The organism is Kribbella sp. NPDC020701 (assembly GCF_055562215.1).
In genome coordinates this window covers 83,368-100,289 of sequence record NZ_JBVHFT010000019.1, presented here as the reverse complement: position 1 = coordinate 100,289, position 16,922 = coordinate 83,368, and the positions used below count along the sequence as shown (strand labels likewise).

At 68.8% G+C, this 16,922-nt stretch carries 12 protein-coding genes; 9 read left to right on the top strand and 3 right to left on the bottom strand.

Annotated elements, in window-relative coordinates; all coding sequences use genetic code 11:
• The first annotated feature begins 27 nt into the window (after positions 1 to 27).
• The 5 genes from ACZ3HV_RS36215 to ACZ3HV_RS36195 all read left to right on the top strand — a co-directional run bounded on the left by ACZ3HV_RS36215 (position 28) and on the right by ACZ3HV_RS36195 (position 5,355).
• Positions 28 to 1,413, top strand: coding sequence for a sensor histidine kinase (locus ACZ3HV_RS36215; RefSeq protein WP_465691204.1), 1,386 nt, complete (start codon positions 28 to 30; stop codon positions 1,411 to 1,413).
• Entirely contained in the window at positions 1,410 to 2,087 is a 678-nt protein-coding gene (locus ACZ3HV_RS36210; protein ID WP_465691202.1) for a response regulator, read from the top strand. The genes ACZ3HV_RS36215 and ACZ3HV_RS36210 overlap by 4 nt, the downstream gene beginning before the upstream one ends.
• A 131-nt stretch (positions 2,088 to 2,218) precedes the next feature.
• Positions 2,219 to 3,100, top strand: coding sequence for an ABC transporter ATP-binding protein (locus ACZ3HV_RS36205; RefSeq protein WP_465691200.1), 882 nt, complete (start codon positions 2,219 to 2,221; stop codon positions 3,098 to 3,100).
• Positions 3,097 to 4,281 (top strand): ABC transporter permease, encoded by a 1,185-nt coding sequence (locus tag ACZ3HV_RS36200; protein WP_465691198.1) that lies wholly within the window; start codon positions 3,097 to 3,099, stop codon positions 4,279 to 4,281. The genes ACZ3HV_RS36205 and ACZ3HV_RS36200 overlap by 4 nt, the downstream gene beginning before the upstream one ends.
• A gap of 108 nt (positions 4,282 to 4,389) precedes the next feature.
• Entirely contained in the window at positions 4,390 to 5,355 is a 966-nt protein-coding gene (locus ACZ3HV_RS36195; RefSeq protein WP_465691197.1) for a LysR family transcriptional regulator, read from the top strand.
• Positions 5,356 to 5,359: 4 nt separating this feature from the next.
• Here ACZ3HV_RS36195 and ACZ3HV_RS36190 read toward each other — a convergent pair whose 3' ends face one another.
• On the bottom strand, positions 5,360 to 6,856 hold the full coding sequence (locus ACZ3HV_RS36190; protein ID WP_465691195.1) for an MGR2/ROMO1 family protein: 1,497 nt from the start codon (positions 6,854 to 6,856) through the stop codon (positions 5,360 to 5,362).
• 87 nt (positions 6,857 to 6,943) lie between these two features.
• On the opposite strand from ACZ3HV_RS36190, the gene ACZ3HV_RS36185 reads away from it, so the two are divergent.
• Both ACZ3HV_RS36185 and ACZ3HV_RS36180 read left to right on the top strand, forming a co-directional pair.
• The gene (locus ACZ3HV_RS36185) at positions 6,944 to 8,272 is read left to right on the top strand and encodes a sulfatase-like hydrolase/transferase (protein ID WP_465691193.1); all 1,329 of its coding nucleotides are present in this window, start codon (positions 6,944 to 6,946) and stop codon (positions 8,270 to 8,272) included.
• 6 nt (positions 8,273 to 8,278) lie between these two features.
• Positions 8,279 to 9,670 (top strand): sulfatase family protein, encoded by a 1,392-nt coding sequence (locus ACZ3HV_RS36180; RefSeq protein ID WP_465691191.1) that lies wholly within the window; start codon positions 8,279 to 8,281, stop codon positions 9,668 to 9,670.
• Between the two features lie 479 nt (positions 9,671 to 10,149).
• Here ACZ3HV_RS36180 and lipB read toward each other — a convergent pair whose 3' ends face one another.
• Complete coding sequence (gene lipB, locus ACZ3HV_RS36175; RefSeq protein ID WP_465691189.1) at positions 10,150 to 10,866, bottom strand: lipoyl(octanoyl) transferase LipB; 717 nt, start codon at positions 10,864 to 10,866, stop codon at positions 10,150 to 10,152.
• Positions 10,867 to 10,996: 130 nt separating this feature from the next.
• Between lipB and ACZ3HV_RS36170 the strand changes: the two genes are divergently transcribed.
• Positions 10,997 to 13,129, top strand: a complete 2,133-nt coding sequence (locus tag ACZ3HV_RS36170; protein ID WP_465691187.1) for a protein kinase domain-containing protein — start codon at positions 10,997 to 10,999, stop codon at positions 13,127 to 13,129.
• A 677-nt stretch (positions 13,130 to 13,806) separates the two neighbouring features.
• Positions 13,807 to 15,831 (top strand): HNH endonuclease signature motif containing protein, encoded by a 2,025-nt coding sequence (locus ACZ3HV_RS36165; RefSeq protein ID WP_465691185.1) that lies wholly within the window; start codon positions 13,807 to 13,809, stop codon positions 15,829 to 15,831.
• Positions 15,832 to 15,955: 124 nt separating this feature from the next.
• On the opposite strand, the gene ACZ3HV_RS36160 is transcribed toward ACZ3HV_RS36165, so the two are convergent.
• A complete protein-coding gene (locus ACZ3HV_RS36160; RefSeq protein ID WP_465691184.1) occupies positions 15,956 to 16,846 on the bottom strand; it encodes a TIGR01777 family oxidoreductase in 891 nt (296 codons plus the stop codon).
• Positions 16,847 to 16,922 lie beyond the last annotated feature (76 nt).

The window sequence follows — 16,922 nt, the reverse complement described above, 5'->3', positions numbered from 1 at the left end:
AGCCATCCACCCGTAGGCTGATGAGCTATGTCCACGCTCGAACTCGGTACGGCGTCGTCGAACGCCGAGCCCGGGACACCACCGGCCACCGGGACGACGGTTCGGGGCTGGGTGCGGCCCGGTCCGTCCCCGAAGCAGCGCAGCAACGACATCCTGCTGGGTCTGGCGATGGCCGTGGCCGGCGTCATCGGGACCGAGCTGGCCCGGGGCGCCGCCCCGATGCATGTCGACCTGGGGATCGGCGGGGTCGAGGCGTACGTCCTGAGCGCGGCGATCGCCCTGCCGCTGTGCTTGCGGCGCCGCTTCCCGATCCCGGTGATGCTGGCGGTCGCGGTGCTGTTCGTGGTCAACGGCGAGCGGGCAACCTTCGCCTTCAGCGCGAACCTGGTCAGCCAGTCGAGCATGTTCATGGCGATCTACGCCGCGGTCGCGTGGGCCCGGGACCGGCGCCTGATGAAGGCCTCGGCGGCGCTGGTGTTCGTCGCCATGTTCGGCTGGCTGACGATCAACTTCGTCAAGGCGCTGCGCAACAACGAGATCGAAGGGCCGAACCACGCGCTGCTGTCGCCGTACGTGTCCAGCGTCATCATCACGCTCGCGCTGAACGCCTTGTACTTCTTCGGTGCCTACTTCTGGGGCCGCACCGCGTGGGGGATCGCCCGGCAGCGGTACGAGCTCGAGCAGCAGGCCGCCGAGCTCGCCACCCAGCAGGAGGCGAACGCCCGGCGCGCGGTGATCGACGAGCGGCTGCGGATCTCCCGCGAGCTGCACGACGTCGTCGCGCACCACATCAGCAGCATCGGCGTCCAGGCCGGCGGTGCCCGCCGCGTGATGGACACCGACCCGGACGCGGCCAAGGACGCGCTCAGCGTGATCGAGCACTCCAGCCGCACCGCCGTGAACGAGATGCGCCAACTGCTCGGCATGCTCCGCGCGGCAGACCCGGACCTGGACATCGACGCACCCGTCGTCAAGGAGCCACAGGCAGGCGCCGACCGGCTGCCCGCGCTGATCGCGGAGGTGAACGGCGAGGGCCTGTCTGTCGGATTCCACCAGATCGGTGCACCGGTCCGGCTGCCGGAGACCGTGTCGGTGTCGGTCTACCGGATCGCCCAGGAAGCCCTGACGAACGTACGCCGCCACTCGACGGCGCGCAGTGCGCACATCACACTGCGTTATCTCGGTGACGCGGTCGAGCTCGAGGTCCTCGACGACGGCCGGCCGAAACACGCGCCGGTCGGGAGCCGGCTGGGCCATGTCGGGATCCGTGAGAGGGTCGGTCTGCTCGGCGGCGAGAGCGAGATCGGGCCGCGTCCGGTCGGTGGCTTCCGGGTCCGGGTCCGGATCCCGCTCGACCCGCAGAACCGCCCACCGGCACCGAATCCGCCGGCCCTGAAGGAGAGTTCGGAATGACCGAGACCGCCCCGATGCGGGTGCTGCTCGTGGACGACCAGGACCTGGTCCGCGCCGGCTTCCGGATGATCCTGTCGGTCGAGCCGGACATCGAGGTGGTCGGTGAGGCCGCCGACGGCGAGAAGGCGATCGAACTCGCACTGACGTTGCGGCCGGACGTCGTACTGATGGATGTCCAGATGCCCGGCATGGACGGGATCACCGCGACCCAGCAGATCGTCGCGGCCGACGCCGGCAAGGTCGTGATCCTGACCACGTTCGACCGCGACGACTACCTGTTCGAGTCGCTCGGCGCCGGGGCCAGCGGGTTCCTGCTGAAGAACACCGCGCCCGAGGACCTGGTCGACGCGATCCAGGTCGTGCACTCCGGCCACGCCCTGCTCGCGCCGGAGGTGACCCGCCGGGTGATCAAGCGGTTCACCGGCGGCGGCGAACGCGTCTACCGCCCGGACCTGCTGGCCGAGCTGACCGACCGGGAGCGCGAGGTCCTCGGCCTGATCGCCCGCGGCCTCACCAACACCGAGATCGCCAACCAGCTCTTCGTCGGCGAGGCCACCGTCAAGACCCACGTCTCCCGCGTGCTGCTCAAACTCGGCCTCCGCGACCGAGTTCAGGCCGTCGTCTTCGCCTACGAATGCGGCCTCGTCACCCCCGGCGACGACGCGTCCTCCTGATCCGTCCACCCCGCGGATGACCTGCGTGATCACCCGCGCGGACGACGTGCGCGCGTACATGTCCTGACTAGCTTGGGGGAGTGTCGGGCATCGGTCCGGCTGGGGGCTGAGCTGATGGGGAACGGTGACGGATGCTGAGGGTGGCTGGGCTCACTCGGCGATTCGGTGCGCAACTGGCGCTGGACGATGTGACTTTCGACGTGGTGCCGGGACGGATGACCGGGTTCGTCGGGGCCAACGGGGCCGGTAAGACGACGGCGATGCGGATCATTCTCGGCGTGCTGGCCGCCAGCGCCGGCGAGGTGAGCTGGCAGGGCGAGCGGCTGACCCAGGAGGTACGGCGTGACTTCGGCTACATGCCCGAGGAGCGTGGGCTGTACCCGAAGATGAAGATCCGCGACCAGCTGGTGTTCTTCGGCCGGCTGCACGGACTCGACCCGGACCGGGCCGCCGAGCGGGTCGACAAGCTCCTCGAACGACTCGAGCTGGCCCAGCGGGCGACCGACGTACTCGAGGCGCTGTCACTGGGCAACCAGCAGCGGGTGCAGATCGCGGCCGCGCTGGTGCACGAGCCGATCGCGCTCGTGCTGGACGAGCCGTTCAGCGGTCTCGACCCGCTCGCCGTCGACGCGATGGTCGACCTGCTCCGCGAGGAGGTCACCGACGAAGTGCCGGTGCTGTTCTCCAGCCACCAGCTCGACCTGGTCGAGCGGTTGTGCGACGACCTCGTCGTCCTGTCCCGCGGCAAAGTCGTTGCCGCAGGCCCCGTTGCCGACCTGGCCGCCGGACCGTCTTCGACCTACAAGCTCAGGGTGGACGGCGACGCGGGCTGGCTGCGCGACGTCCGCGGCATCCAGGTGCGCGACGTCGCCGGCGGTACGGCGCTCTTCGACGTCGAGGATGACGGTGCTGTGCAGCAGATCCTTCAACAGGCGATCACCCGTGGTCCGGTGCTCGAGTTCGGGCCGGAACGGGTGGCACTGAGCGACGTCTTCCGGGAGGCGACCCGATGAACGACCGTACTCTCGACGGGCCCGTTGATCGGCCATGGATGCTGATCGCCCAGCGCGAGGTGAGCACCAAGCTCCGGGACAAGACCTTCATCGGTTCGACCGTGGTGATGCTGCTGATCGTGATGGCCGCGGTGATCATCCCCGCGGTGCTTGCCGGCCGCGGTGGCGCCGACAAGATCGCCGTGATCGACGACGCCGGCGCCAAGATCGTGCAGCAGGCGTCGACGACCAAGGGCGGGGACGGCTTCGAGGTGACCCGGGCCGCGGATCGGCCGGCCGCCGAGGAGCTCGTCACGAACGGCGATGTCAAGGCAGCGCTGCTGCCCGGGCAGAACGGGTACGTCGTCCTCGGGAAGGACCGCGTCGACTCCGGGCTCGAGAGCGCGCTGCGTGAGGCGGCGGTGAACGTCGGGATGGAGCAGAACGCGGCGCAGGCAGGGCTGACGCCTGACGAGCTGCGGGCCGGCACCAAGGTCGAGTTGCAGCTGCTGAAGCCCGGTCCGTTGCCGGACATCGTGTCCGACTTCGTCAACATCGGGCTGGCGCTGGTGTTCTACATGACCGCGCTCGGCTTCGGCATGATGATCGCGCAGAGCGTCGTACAGGAGAAGGAGAGCCGGGTCGTCGAGATCCTGGCCGCCGCGGTGCCGATCCGGTCGCTGCTGTGGGGCAAGGTGCTCGGCAACACCGCGCTCGCGCTCGGACAGATCGTGGTGATCGCGGGGACGTCGCTCATGGGGCTGCTGATCACCGACCAGGCCGACATCCTCGAGGTTGTCGCGCCGGTGGCCGGCTGGTTCCTGGTGTTCTTCGTGCTCGGGTTCGTCGCACTGGCCGGACTGTGGGCGGTGGCCGGCTCGCTCGCCACCCGGCAGGAGGACCTCGGGTCGACCACGCTGCCGGGCCAGATGATCCTGATGATCCCGTTCTTCTTCTCGGTGTTCGCCGGGTCGTCGGCCAAGACGGTCGCCTCGTTCATCCCGATCGCGTCGTCGATGTCGATGCCGGGCCGGATGCTGACCGAGGACGTACCGCTCTGGCAGCCGCTGGTGGCGATCGCGATCCTGCTCGCCACGACCGTACTGATCATCCGCCTCGGCGCCCGCCTGTACGAGCGGACGCTGCTGCAGACCGGCCGCCGGCTCGGTTACCGGGAGGCGCTGGCGCTCGACGCGTCCTGACTCATCGTCACAGCCAGGCCGCGTGTTACACAGATGGCCCGGCTGTGACGAAACCGCAATGTTGGGTACCTGTGTGCTGTGCCCACACCTGGACTACGGTCTCAACGCATGAACGTCGAGCTGCGCCACCTGCGGGTGGTGGTCCTAGTGGCAGAAGCGGGGTCCGTCGGACGGGCCGCCCGCTGGCTGAAGGTGAGTCAGCCGAGCCTGACCGCGCAGCTCAAGCGGATCGAGGCGGCGTTCGGCGGCGAGCTGTTCGAGCGCTCCCGCACCGGGGTCACGCCGACGCCTCTGGGCCGGTACGCCGTCGATCGCGCCCGCGCGATCCTGGTCGACGTCGATCACCTGTCCGCGACCGTGTCCGCGATGACGGCGGTCGAGTCCAGTGCGGCCCGGCTCGGCGGGTTCCCGACCGCGCCGATGTCGGGGATCGCGTCGCGGCTGCGCGACCACGGCGAGATCGAGCAGGTCAGCATCGAGGTCGAGTGGTCCACGAGTGTGCTCCTGCAGCAGTTGGAGAGCGGGCGGCTCGACTTCGCGCTGTTGCGCGAGTTCCCGGGGTTCGAGCTGCGGCTGCCGAGCGGCGTCGAGGCGATCACGGTCGTCGAGTCAGAATCGGCGTACGTCGTGATGTCGGCCGACCACCCGATGGCGGTGGGCTCGCGGGCCCGCGGGGAGATCGAGCTGTCCACGCTGTCGGACGAGGAGTGGATCGGGGAGCCGCCGGACGACAGCGGGTTCCACGTGCTGTTCCGGGCGGCGTGCGAGTCGGCCGGGTTCCAGCCGAAGGTCGAGCACCACTCGGTCGACACGTCCGTACTGATGGGATTCGTGACGAGTGGTCAGGGCGTCGCGCTGATCTCGCCGACGTCGTACCGGATGCTCTCCTCCGACGTCACCACCCGCACCCTGGTCGGCGACCCGATCCACCGCAAGCTGCTGCTGGCCTGGAGCACGGACTCACCGCGGGCACAGATGGCGCCCGACGTACTCGCGATGGCGACCGCGGCGTACGACGAGGCCATCACCGAGCACGCCCGGCGCGATCAGCACCAGCGCATGCACGTCGCTTGAACGCCTACGTTCCGGCGGGCCGGACGACCGGGGCCTCGAACGCGGTGAAGTGGAACTCCCCGGTGTCTTCGGGGTCCTCCATCCGCTCCCGATACTGAGACCCCACCTGTTCCTTAGGACCCGGCACCTTCTCCGCCTTGCGCTCGGCAGCCTTCTGCTCCTTCACCTCAGGCACCGTCTGCGCGGCCGCAGGCTCTGCCTTGGGCGCCTTCTGCTCTTCCTTCGGCTCCGGCGCGCTCTGCTCCGCGGCGGGCTCTTCCTTCACCTCCGGAGCTTTCTGCTCCACGGCGGGCTCACTCTTGGCCTCACGCGCGCTCTGCTCCGCAGCAGGCTGCCGGTTCACCTCAGCCGTCGGGACTGGCTCCTTCACCTCCGGCACCTTCTGCTCCGCGGCAGGCTCTTCCTTTGCTTCGGGCGCCTTCTGCTCGGCCGTGGGCTCTTCCTTCGCCTCCGGCGCGCTCTGCACCGCGGCAGACTCTTCCTTCATCGCGGGTGCCGCGACCGGCTCCGGCTCCTTCGCCGCCGGCGTCTCCGGCTTCGGGTCGGCCGGCACGTCCGACTTCGGTTCTGCCGGCGGTTCCGCCGTCTCCGGCTCAGCCGGTGCTTCCGCCTTTGGCGCAGCCGGGGCAACCTGCGTTACCTCGGGGTCGGCCGGAGGGGTCTGCTCCGCTCGCGGTTCTACTCGGGGCGCTTCCTGCGTCGGCTCGTCGGCCTCGGTTACTGCTGTGTCCTCCGGCTCGGCTTTCGCGGGCTCGTCCGCCGGGGGAGTGGCCGGCACCTGGACCGTCTCGTCGCGGTCCGTCGGCACGAGTACCGTCTCGTCGGGATCGTTGCCTGGGGCATCGTTCTCGGGGAACTGGGTGGTCTGGTCGATGCCCCCGACCGGGAACTGCGAGGTCTGATCGTCCGCCTGGTTACGCGGGCGAACCGGCTCCGGATCCTCGTCGAACAGGTCGTCGAACCGGCTCCTCGTTTCGTAACCGGCGTACTGACCGCCCACCGGATAGGTGCTCCCGGCAACCGGGTACACCGACGCGGCATCCGCCTCGTCCTGCGCCTGCGCGACCTCCTGCTCGCGCTGCAGTCGCTCCGCCTCGACCCGCTCCCGCCGCCGGCGCTGCACTCCATGCACCATCAGCTGGATCGCGTAGACCAGCGAGATCACCGCGAGGATCGGTACGACGCCGTTCAGCGTGTACTGCTTCGACCCCTCGATCATCCCGGTGGTCACCCCGGGGACGTCGTTCAGGAAGTTCGTGGTCCGGTTCGGGATCCAGAGCCAGCAGTAGATCAGCGTGCCGAAGGCGAGGAACGCCCCCAGCGCGCCGGCGCCGGTGAAGTACGACACCACGGCCCAGAAGATCAGCGCGCCGATACCGTAGGCAAGCGCCATCTCCTTCGTATTCAGCTCGATACCGCCCGGCGCCGCGAGTACTCCGAACACCGCCGGCCCGGCGAGCGCTACGGCCACTCCGAGCAAGAACCCAAGAAATTTGGACACACCCCCAAGGTAGCGACGTTTTACCGTCTCGCCCCGCAGACACTTCGGCACCACACGGAAGGGCAATCGCTTGCCTAAGGTAGATCCATGCACCGTCCCAACATCCTGGTTGTCCTGTCCGACGAGCACACGGCCTCGGCAACGGGGTGGGCCGGGCACCAGCACGTCCGGACGCCGCATCTGGATCAGCTGGCCGCGGAGGGTGTCTCGTTCGACCGCGCGTACACGAACAGCCCCATGTGTGTGCCCTCCCGGCTCTCGCTGATGGCCGGGCAGTACGTGCACCAGATCGGGGCCTGGGACAACGGAGTGATCCCACGGCCGTCGTTTCGCACGTGGGGTCACCATCTGCGCGAGGCCGGTTACACCTCGGTGATCGCCGGGCGCACCCACTTCAACGGACCGGACCGGCTGCTCGGGTTCGACCGTCGGCTGACCGACGACCTGGACTTCTGGCTCGACCACAGCGGCCGTCCACCTCGTCGTACGGCGGAGTGGCGGCGGCCGTCCAACTCCCACGTGACCGAAAACGGCCCTGGCGACCACGTCCACACCAGGCACGACGTCGAGGCGACCGACGCCGCACTGGAGTTCCTGGGTGATCCTGGACCGGATCCGTTCCTGCTGTACGCCGGGTATATGCATCCGCACTTCCCGTTGGTCGCACCGCCGTCGTTCCGCGCTCTCTACGATCCGGCCGACGTCGAACCGCCGTTGGTTACGGGCCACCAGCACCCGGTGATTTCGCTGCTGCGGCACGGTTTCCGCAACGACGAGCCACTGACCGAGGAGCAGGTGCGTGAAGCGACCGTTTGCTATTGGGCGCTGATCAGTCACCTGGACCACCAGATCGGTCGGCTACTGGCGGCGGTGCCTGACGACACGGTGGTCATCTACACGAGTGATCACGGCGAGATGGCCGGCCACCACGGCATCTGGCAGAAGCAGTGCTTCTACGAGCCCGCCGTACGCGTCCCTCTGCTACTTCGCCATCCGTCGCTGTCCGCGGCCCGGATCGCCTCGGACGTCAGTCTGATCGATCTGCTACCAACCCTCCGGGACATCGCTGGTCTGGCTCCCGACCCGGCTCTTCCCGGTGTGAGTCTGCTGGACCGTGTGAGTCTGCTGGACGCTGTCGATCGGCCGGTGTTGTCGGAGTACCACGCGCAGGGGATGGTCGACGGCGGTTTCATGCTGAAGTCCGGTCCGTGGAAGTACTGCTACTACGGTGCCGGGCAGCGGCCGCAAGTCTTCAACCTCGACACCGATCCGCTAGAGCTGCACGACCTCTCGACGGACGAGGTCCTGGTCGCCAAGCTCGATACCGAACTCCGATCGATCGTGGACCCCGATCAGATCGACGGACTCGCGAAGTCCGACCAGGCGGAGCGCCTGGCCACCGTGACGAGAGGATGATTCTGCTTGTCCGCGCCCAACATTCTGCTGATCGTTTCCGATGACCATGGGTACGCCGATCGCGGCGTACAGGGGATCCATCACGACGTACGGACGCCTGCCCTTGATCGGCTCGCGGCCGAGGGAGTGAGCTGCACCGACGCGTACGTGACGGCGCCGATCTGCAGTCCGTCGCGGGCCGCGATCATCTCCGGGCGGTATCAGCAGCGGTGGGGCGGTCAGTGGTTCGACTCGGCCGCGTTCCCGCCGGACGACGTACCGACGCTGGCGGAGATCCTGCGGGACCAGGGGTATCGCACGGGGTACTTCGGCAAGGTGCACTACGGGGGAGAGGCGGTCGGTGATCGCGCCTGTCCGCCGCATCATGGGTTCGAGGAGACGCTGTACGGGCTGGCCGGTCAGTCGTTCGGACGGCTCAACTACCTCCACCACTCGGAGGACGCGGTCTCGTCGTACGGGCAACTGGCGGCGCATCACATGGCGGTCCAGCCGTTACTGTCCGGGGACGAGCCGGTCGAGCACGAGGGCTTCCTGACCGCCGAGCTGGGACGGCGGGCGGCCGATTTCATCACCGGCGCGGACGAGCGGCCGTACTTCTGCATGCTCGCGTTCAACGCCGTACACAACTTCTGCTGGCAGCTACCGGAGGCCGAGCTCGCGGCTCGCGGTCTGCCCGCCTTCCGCGACTGGACACCGGACGTCGACGGCTCTTACACCGACTGGTACGACGACGTGATCGTGCCGAACCTGCCGCACGGGCGGGAGTACTACCTCGCGCAACTGGAACTGATGGACGCCGAGATCGGGCGACTGCTCGACCTGGTCGACGACAACGCCATCGTCGTCTACGTCACCGACAACGGCGGCTCCACCTGCAACTTCGGCGACAACGCGCCGTTGCGAGGCACGAAGTACACGCTCTGGGACGGCGGGATCCGCATCCCGATGCTCTGGCGCTGGCCGGGACGGCTCCCGGCCGGCCGTCGTACTGACGCCCTAGTCAGCACCCTCGACCTAGTCCCGACCCTCGCCGCCGCAGCCGGCGCGACGGTCGCCGGCGCCGACGGTCTCGACATCCTCCCAGTGCTGTCCGGCGAGTCAGACGCCGCCCACGACACCCTCCACTGGGACTGCGAATTCCAATGGGCAGTCCGCTCCGGCCCCTGGAAACTCAGCTGGGTAGCCGACACCTCCGACGTAGACCACCTCAAGTCCTACGAACACGCCCCCATGGGCAACGGCTGGTTCCTAGCCAACCTCTCCAACGACATAGCCGAACAAACCAACCACGTCACCACCGACCCCACCATCGCAACCCACCTACAAACCCTCCACACCACCTGGCGAACCAAGGTAGGCCTACCACCCCTCACCAACCTCACCCCACCCACCACCTAACCCCCCCCCGCAACCCGCCCCACCCACCAGTCGACCCAGCCGTCACCCGCACCAGCATCCCCTGCCGCCACCGATCAGCTCAGTCAGCCGCCCGCCCGGGCCACCCACCCAGCACCCGCGACCGCCACCCGACTGACTGCGTCAACTCGAAGCGCCCGCCCGGCCACACCCAGCGCCCGCGATCGCCGCGCGTCCGCCCGCATCAACTCCAGCGGCCCGGCCGGGCCGCCCACCCAGCGCACCTGACCGCCTGCGACCACCCCGTCAACTCCGGCCGCCCGCCCACGCAGCAGACCCAGCGCACGCGACAGCCCCGGACCGCCACTCGACCGGCCGCGCTAACCCCTACCGCTCACATTCGGTGCTTTGCCTAGGCACCGAACGGTCACTCAAACACCAACCTGCAAAGCTCCGTGAAGCGAATGGGAGCTACCCGCACCGACCCACAACGCAGCGGCAGCGGCACCGTCACCGGACCCTCAAACAGTCAACCCATAGGTGATTGCCGTAGGCGGTTCCTCGGTGTGATCAATGTCCGGGCTCCGCTCGTACTCCTCCCACGCCAGCAGCTGATCCAAATGCCGACGCACAGGCTCGAGCACCTCCGTCACCGAAACATCCCGCCCCAGTTCCTTCGACAACGTGGTGACATCAGCATCCGCAATCCCACACGGCACAATCCGGTCGAACCAAGCCAAATCGTTGTCGCAGTTCAGCGCGAACCCATGCATCGTCACCCCCGACGCAACCCGGATCCCGATCGCCGCGATCTTCCGCTCCCGCCCGCGATCATCCGCCGCCACCCAGACCCCACTACGACCCTTGACCCGCCCCGTCTTCACCCCGAGCTCAGCACAGACCGCGATCAGCGCTTCCTCCAGCCGCCGAACGTAATCCACGACGTACACATGTGAGGCCAGCTTCACGATCGGGTAGCCCACCAGCTGCCCCGGACCGTGCCAGGTGATCTTCCCGCCGCGGTCGACATCCACCACCGGCGTGCCGTCGAACGGCCGCTCCTGCGGCTCGGTCCGCTTGCCCGCCGTGTACACCGGCGGGTGCTCGAGCAGGATGACCGTGTCCGAACCCGTGCCCTCGGCAACTTCCGCGTGCAGGCGCCGTTGCTCGGCCCACGCGGTCTCGTAGTCCACCGCGTCGGCGCCGAACCCGGCCTCCACATACCTGATATCCCTCACGCCTTCGAGTGTAGGCGGCGCCCGATCCCGTCGTACGCCGCCGTCCACAGGCACCCGCCGTACGCCCGGATCGCGCGCTCCTGTGGATAACTTCCGCGGCGGTTCTGGCGATTCGTGCACTCTCTTGGGCATGGACCTCGAAGACATCGCCGGCTACAGCCTGCGCCGGAAGCTCGGGTCCGGATCGGCCGGCACCGTCTGGCAGGTCCGCGACCTCGGATCCGGCCGCAACGCTGTGCTCAAAAGCATCCCGATCACCGCAATCCCCGACCAGGAGAAGCTCCGTGAAGACCTCACCATCCTGCAACGCCTCCGTCACCCACACATCGCCCCCCTGCTGGAGTTCCGCGAGACCCGCACCGAGTGGCTAGTCATCAGCCAGTACGTCGTAGCCGGCAGCCTCGCTGCCCTCCTCACCCGCCGCCCCCCGCTCTCACCAGGAGAACTAGTCACCCTCCTCACACCCCTGGCCGAAGCCCTGGACCACCTCCACCGCTCCGGCCTAACCCACGGCCACCTGACCCCCACCAACACCCTCTTCGACGCCGATGGCCGCCCAGTCCTCACCGACACCGCCCTTCACCTCCAGGCCCCGCCCGCACCCGCCCACACCCCCCACGACGACCTACGAGCCCTAGCCACCCTCTCCCACCAAGCCGGCGCCGACCCAGCCGTGTTCACCCCGACCCTCTTCACCACAACCTCACCCCACAACCTCCCCACCCGCCTCCTAACCCTCGCCGCCCCCGAACCCATCGACCTCGCCTTCCCCCAAGACACCACCCCCGCCCGCCCCGCGCACCCACCCACCGCGCCACCCCCCGACGACCCCGTCGAACGCTCCCGCACCCCCCTCACCCCGCCCCCCGCCACGCCGTCCTCCCCGCCACCTCCACAAGCCACCAGCACCCCCCACCCGCCGACACCCGCCAAAATCCCCAAACGACGCCCCCGCCGCTCCCGCCCCCTCCGCCGCCCCACCCTCACCCGCCGAACCCCAACCCCCATCAACCCCCTAACCCGCCTAACCCCACCCACCCCAACCCCAGCACCCGCCGCCACACCGGCCGCGACTCCATCCGGCCCGACCTCGCCATTCGCCGCCGTACCGCCAACGACTCCAACCACCCCGACCTCGGCAGGCGCAGCCGGACAGGCACCGACCGCACCCACCTCGACCACAGCAGGCGCCATTCCATCGCTACCGACCCCACCCACCCCGACGTCGCCACTCGCCACCTCACCACTGGCGACCCCACCGACCTCAACCCCGGCACTCGCGGCTACATCAGCGGCGATCCCACACACCTCGACCTCAGCAGTCGCCGCCACACCGGCCGCGACCCCACCCATCTCGACCTCGGCACTGGCCGCTGTCCCGGTAGGAACCCCAACGCGACCAGACCGCCCCCGAACGCGCCGCCACCCTTGGCGCCGCAACCAGACGCTCTGGCGCCGCCGAGCCCTGCGCCTGCCTCACCCCACGTACGGCGTCGTGGCCGCAACCGCCCTCGGAGCCGCAGTCGTCCTGGTCATCGCTGTCGCGACTGTCAGCGCCCTAGACACCCCGAGCACCTCAACAGCCGCAGGCAACCAACCCACACCCTCAGTAGCCCCCACCGACGCAGTAACCCCCACCGACGCCACAACCCCGGCAACCTCCACTGGCCCTACCACGCCACCAACATCCGCGGGCGTCACCACCCCGCCAGCAAGCACCGCCCCCACCACCACGACATCCACCGGCACCTCGACCTCAACAGGACCCACCGGCGCCACCAGCCCAACAACATCCACCGGCATCACCACTCCGACGACACCCACCGGTGCCACCACCCCATCGACAGGCGCGCGGCTCCCGACCACCGCTGGCTCACGCACCGAGGCCACCGATTGGGCGCTGACTCTCAGCGCCCTGGACGCCCAACGTGCACACGCGTTCTGGACCCTCGACCCGCACATCCTCGACAAGATCTACGTCCCTGGTAGCCCGCCATGGCAGGCGGACCGCGAGCTGCTAGAGACCTACCGCAAACAACAAGTCCGCATACAGGGACTCCGCATTCAGATCGACAAGACCACCATCGCCCACCAAACCCCCACCACCATCACCCTCAAAACCACCGACCACCTGTCCGCCGGCGAAGCCGTGGACCACACCGGCACCACAACCCCACTCCCACCCGGCACCCCCACAACTCGCCTCATCACCCTCACCAAAACAACCCCCACCTGGCGAATAGCCGTCATCACCCCAGCCTGACCCCGCCCGCTACAGCACGCCCCTACAGCTGCTGTCGCGCGCCACCACCGCTCGCACACGTGCTCGCAACAGCTGTTGTCGCCCGCCGCCACCGCTCGCACGCGCACCCACTGCAGCGGTTGCCACTCGCTACCAGCGCTTGCACACGCACCCGCTGTCGTCAGCCGCCATCGCCCGCACGCGTGCCCGCTGTAGTCAGCCGCGATCGCCCGCGCACGTGCCCGCTGTAGTCAGCCGCGATCGCCCGCGCACGTGCCCGCTGTAGTCAGCCGCGATCGCCCGCACACGCGCCCGCTGTAGTCCGGCACCATCGCCCGCACACGCGCCCGCTACAGCCGTTGTCGAACACCGCCGCCCGTCCCGGCCTGGTCCTTCTGGCGCCGACCGCTTGTCGTCAGCTCCGTTGAGTCGTCTGCGCACGAACCGTCAACGGACTGGCATCGGCGCTGGACCGCAAGCAGCTCCTCGTCTCACCCAGCAGGGCCGCCGCCGCGCCGTCCAACGCTGAGCGAAGCGTGCCGTCGCGCAATATGTTGCTTGAGGCAACCTATTGCGGTTGTCCACAGCGCTCGCCGGTTTGTGGACAGTTGAAGATCGTCTGTGGATGACTGGAATCCCTGCAAAACAAGGGTTTCTGGGTTTGAGAACTGTCGGTGGGTGTGTCTAGTGTTGACGGCATGGAACTCCTGGGTGAGCGGCCGGTCTGGTCGATGAGCGGCAGTGAACTGCTGACCACTCTCGACCAGCTCGACGCCGACCTCGCCCGCCGACAGACCTACCGACTGCAGGTGATCGCGCGCCTCGACCAGATCGGCCACGCCCAGGAAATCGGCGCCCACGACACCGCCCAACTGCTCGCGTTCCGCTACCGTCTCGACCGCCCCGAAGCCCGCCGCGACGTCCACCTCGCACTAACGCTGTCGAAGTACCCCGCCGTGTCCGCTGCCCTGCCCGCCACCGCAGACATCGACCTGGAAGACCGACCCGGCGATCCGGGAGACCCATCCGGCGTCCCGGGGGACCCATCCGGCGTCCCGGAAGATCTGCCTGCCGACGCGCGTGAACTGATCGACGATTCGGACGAGGCCGACGCCACGGGGTCGGCGGAACTGTTTCTGCGCCCGGCCCAGGCCGGGGCGATCGTGTCCGCGCTTGAGAAAGTCCCGGCCACCGTGCCGGTCGAGGACCTCGAGGTGGCCGAACGTGAACTCGTCGGCCTGGCCCGCCACCTGTCCCCGGCAGAACTGCGTAAAGCCGGCCAGCGGGTTCGCGACGTACTGGACACCGACGGCCCCGAACCCGACGAACGCAAGGCCTACGACCGCGAGACGCTCACCCTCATCGGCGCGGATCGTGGCGTGAAGTTCCGCGGCTACCTGGCGAACGAGAACGCCGAACTCCTCCGCTCCCTCATCTACGCCGGCGCTCGCCCGCACCGCACCATCGACGGTGAGCTTGACCCTCGCCCTCGGGACAAGCGCCAGGCCGACGCCCTCACCACCGCCCTCACCCTCGCCACCGCCGCCTACGACACCGGCACGACACCACCCAACACGACCGCAGCCGGTACGAATGGTCCGGGCACGATCGCGGCGGGTACGACTGGTCCCGGCACGACCGCAGCGGATGCAACTGGTCGTGGCGCCGCGGGTCCCAGTACTACAGGTGCAGGTGCGGATGCAGACGGGACGACCGGGGCTGCGAGGTCCGGCCGGGTGCCGGGGTTCGGGGCCAAGGCCACCATCACCGTCACCATCGACCTGCAGGACCTGAAGTCGGCGGCCGCGGACGCGATCGGCGACACCGTGTACGGCGACGGACTGTCGGCGGCCGCGATCCGGCGGATGGCCTGCGACGCGAAGGTCATCCCGCTGGTGCTGGGGTCGAACTCCCAGCCGCTCGACGTCGGACGCGCCGAACGCCTCGTTACCGGCGCGATGCGCCGTGCCTTGAACGCCCGCGACAAAGGCTGCGTCGTCTGCGGAGCCCCACCCGTCCACTGCGACGCCCATCATCTGCAGTCCTGGATCGACGGAGGCACCACCGCGATCCACAACCTCGCCCTGCTCTGCCGCAGGCACCACAGCGACCTGCATGCCGGCGACTGGATCATCACCATTACCAACGGCGTCGTCCACGTGGCCCGCCCCAGCTGGGCCGACCCACCACCACAACGACGTACGGCCCAACCACAACGGCGGGCCGACCCGAGTAGACCGCAGCGCCAACCCGCCACACCCTCACCGCGCACTGGACCGAGCCTGTCAGAATGCGCGGCTGCATCGCAGACCGGAGCCAACCCATCAGGTCCATCCCGCATGTCCTCAGCGGACACTGGAGTTAGCTCGTCCGGTCCGTCGCGCAGGGCCGCACTATTGGAGGTCCGGGGCTCGTTGAGCGCCACCGCAAGCGGAATGCGAGAAGGGATGTTGCAGCGGTTGCTGCTGGCTGACAGCGAGAGCAGTGGGGGCATCTCGCCTTCCTCGCTTCGCGAGGCGGCGAGTCTGGCTGTCTGGGGCGAGGCACCCACCCCAGGAGCCGAACAGGCGAATGAGGGCGGGAGTGCGATGCTCGGCGATCAACCAGGAGATCAAGCAGGCGATCAAGCAGGCGATCAAGCAGGCGAGCAACCAGGTGATCTCAGCGACGAGGGTGCGGCTGACCTGTGGTGCGAGGAGGCGATCGTCAGACCTGCTTCGTAGGCAGGGGGCGCGCGGCGGCCGTGCGGGTCAGGAGATGAGGGCGGCTGCGTGGGGTTCGGAGGTACGCGCGGGGGCGTGCTGTCGGGAGGTGTGCGCGCGGCCGTGGGGTTAAGCAGCCGTGGGGTTAGGAGGTTAGGGCGGCGGAGATGGCTGTGGAGGCGGTGGGGTGGTGGAAGGTGAAGTTCTGGGATTGGAGGCGGGTGGGGAGGGCTCGTTTGCTGCCGAGTAGTTCCCAGACGAACTCGCCTAGGGCGGCCTTCATGAGGAGGCCGGGGACAGGGACGAACGCTGGGCGGTGGAGGGCGGTGGACAGCGCTTCGGTGAAGTCCTCGTTGGTGGTGGGGACGGGGAGGCTGAGGTTGACGGGGCCGCTGAGGGCATCGTGTTCGGCGACGAAGCGGACCGCGCGGAGCCAGTCGATGAGGGAGATGACCGGGAAGTACTGGGTGCCGGAGCCGAGGCGACCGCCGAGGCCGAGGCGGAAGGGGAGGGAGAGGAGCTGGAAGGCCGGCGCGTTGCGGTCGAGGACCACGCCGGTGCGGAGGGCGGCGACGCGGCAGCCGGCGGCGCGGGCGGGTTCGAGGGCGCCTTCCCAGAGCCGTACGACGTCCGAGAGGAAACCTTCACCGAGTTCGGAGTCCTCGGTGAGGATGCGGTCGCCGCAGTCCATCCCGTAGCCGCCGATCCCGCTCTGCGTGATCACGACCGGCCGCCGCTCGAGCTGGGTCGCGACTGACGCGAGGGTTGCGGTGGTGCTGACGCGGCTCTCGCGGATGGTCCTGCGGTACGTCGGGGTCCACGGGCGGCCGATGTTCGCGCCGGCCAGGTTGACCAGTACGTCGGGGGTGCCGAGCGCGACCGGATCCAGTTCGCCGCGGGCCGGGTCCCAGCGGATCTCGTTGGCGTTTGACGGCGTACGGCGTACCAGTCGGAGGACTTGGTGGCCGTCGGCCACGAGATCGCGGGCTAGCGCCTTGCCGAGGAAGCCGGATGCGCCGGCCAGGACGTACTTCATCCGTGCTCCTTGGTGTAGTCCTGGGGAGATTCAAACGGAAAGGCGCCGGTGCCCGCTCCAGAGGAGACGGAAACCG

Excerpts from the sequence above, each read along its gene's own strand:
- ACZ3HV_RS36215 (WP_465691204.1), top strand. The coding sequence starts at position 28 with ATGTCCACGCTCGAACTCGGTACGGCGTCGTCGAACGCCGAGCCCGGG.
- ACZ3HV_RS36210 (WP_465691202.1), top strand. The coding sequence starts at position 1,410 with ATGACCGAGACCGCCCCGATGCGGGTGCTGCTCGTGGACGACCAGGAC.
- ACZ3HV_RS36205 (WP_465691200.1), top strand. The coding sequence starts at position 2,219 with ATGCTGAGGGTGGCTGGGCTCACTCGGCGATTCGGTGCGCAACTGGCG.
- ACZ3HV_RS36200 (WP_465691198.1), top strand. The coding sequence starts at position 3,097 with ATGAACGACCGTACTCTCGACGGGCCCGTTGATCGGCCATGGATGCTG.
- ACZ3HV_RS36195 (WP_465691197.1), top strand. The coding sequence starts at position 4,390 with ATGAACGTCGAGCTGCGCCACCTGCGGGTGGTGGTCCTAGTGGCAGAA.
- ACZ3HV_RS36185 (WP_465691193.1), top strand. The coding sequence starts at position 6,944 with ATGCACCGTCCCAACATCCTGGTTGTCCTGTCCGACGAGCACACGGCC.
- ACZ3HV_RS36170 (WP_465691187.1), top strand. The coding sequence starts at position 10,997 with ATGGACCTCGAAGACATCGCCGGCTACAGCCTGCGCCGGAAGCTCGGG.
- ACZ3HV_RS36165 (WP_465691185.1), top strand. The coding sequence starts at position 13,807 with ATGGAACTCCTGGGTGAGCGGCCGGTCTGGTCGATGAGCGGCAGTGAA.
- ACZ3HV_RS36160 (WP_465691184.1), bottom strand. The coding sequence starts at position 16,846 with ATGAAGTACGTCCTGGCCGGCGCATCCGGCTTCCTCGGCAAGGCGCTA.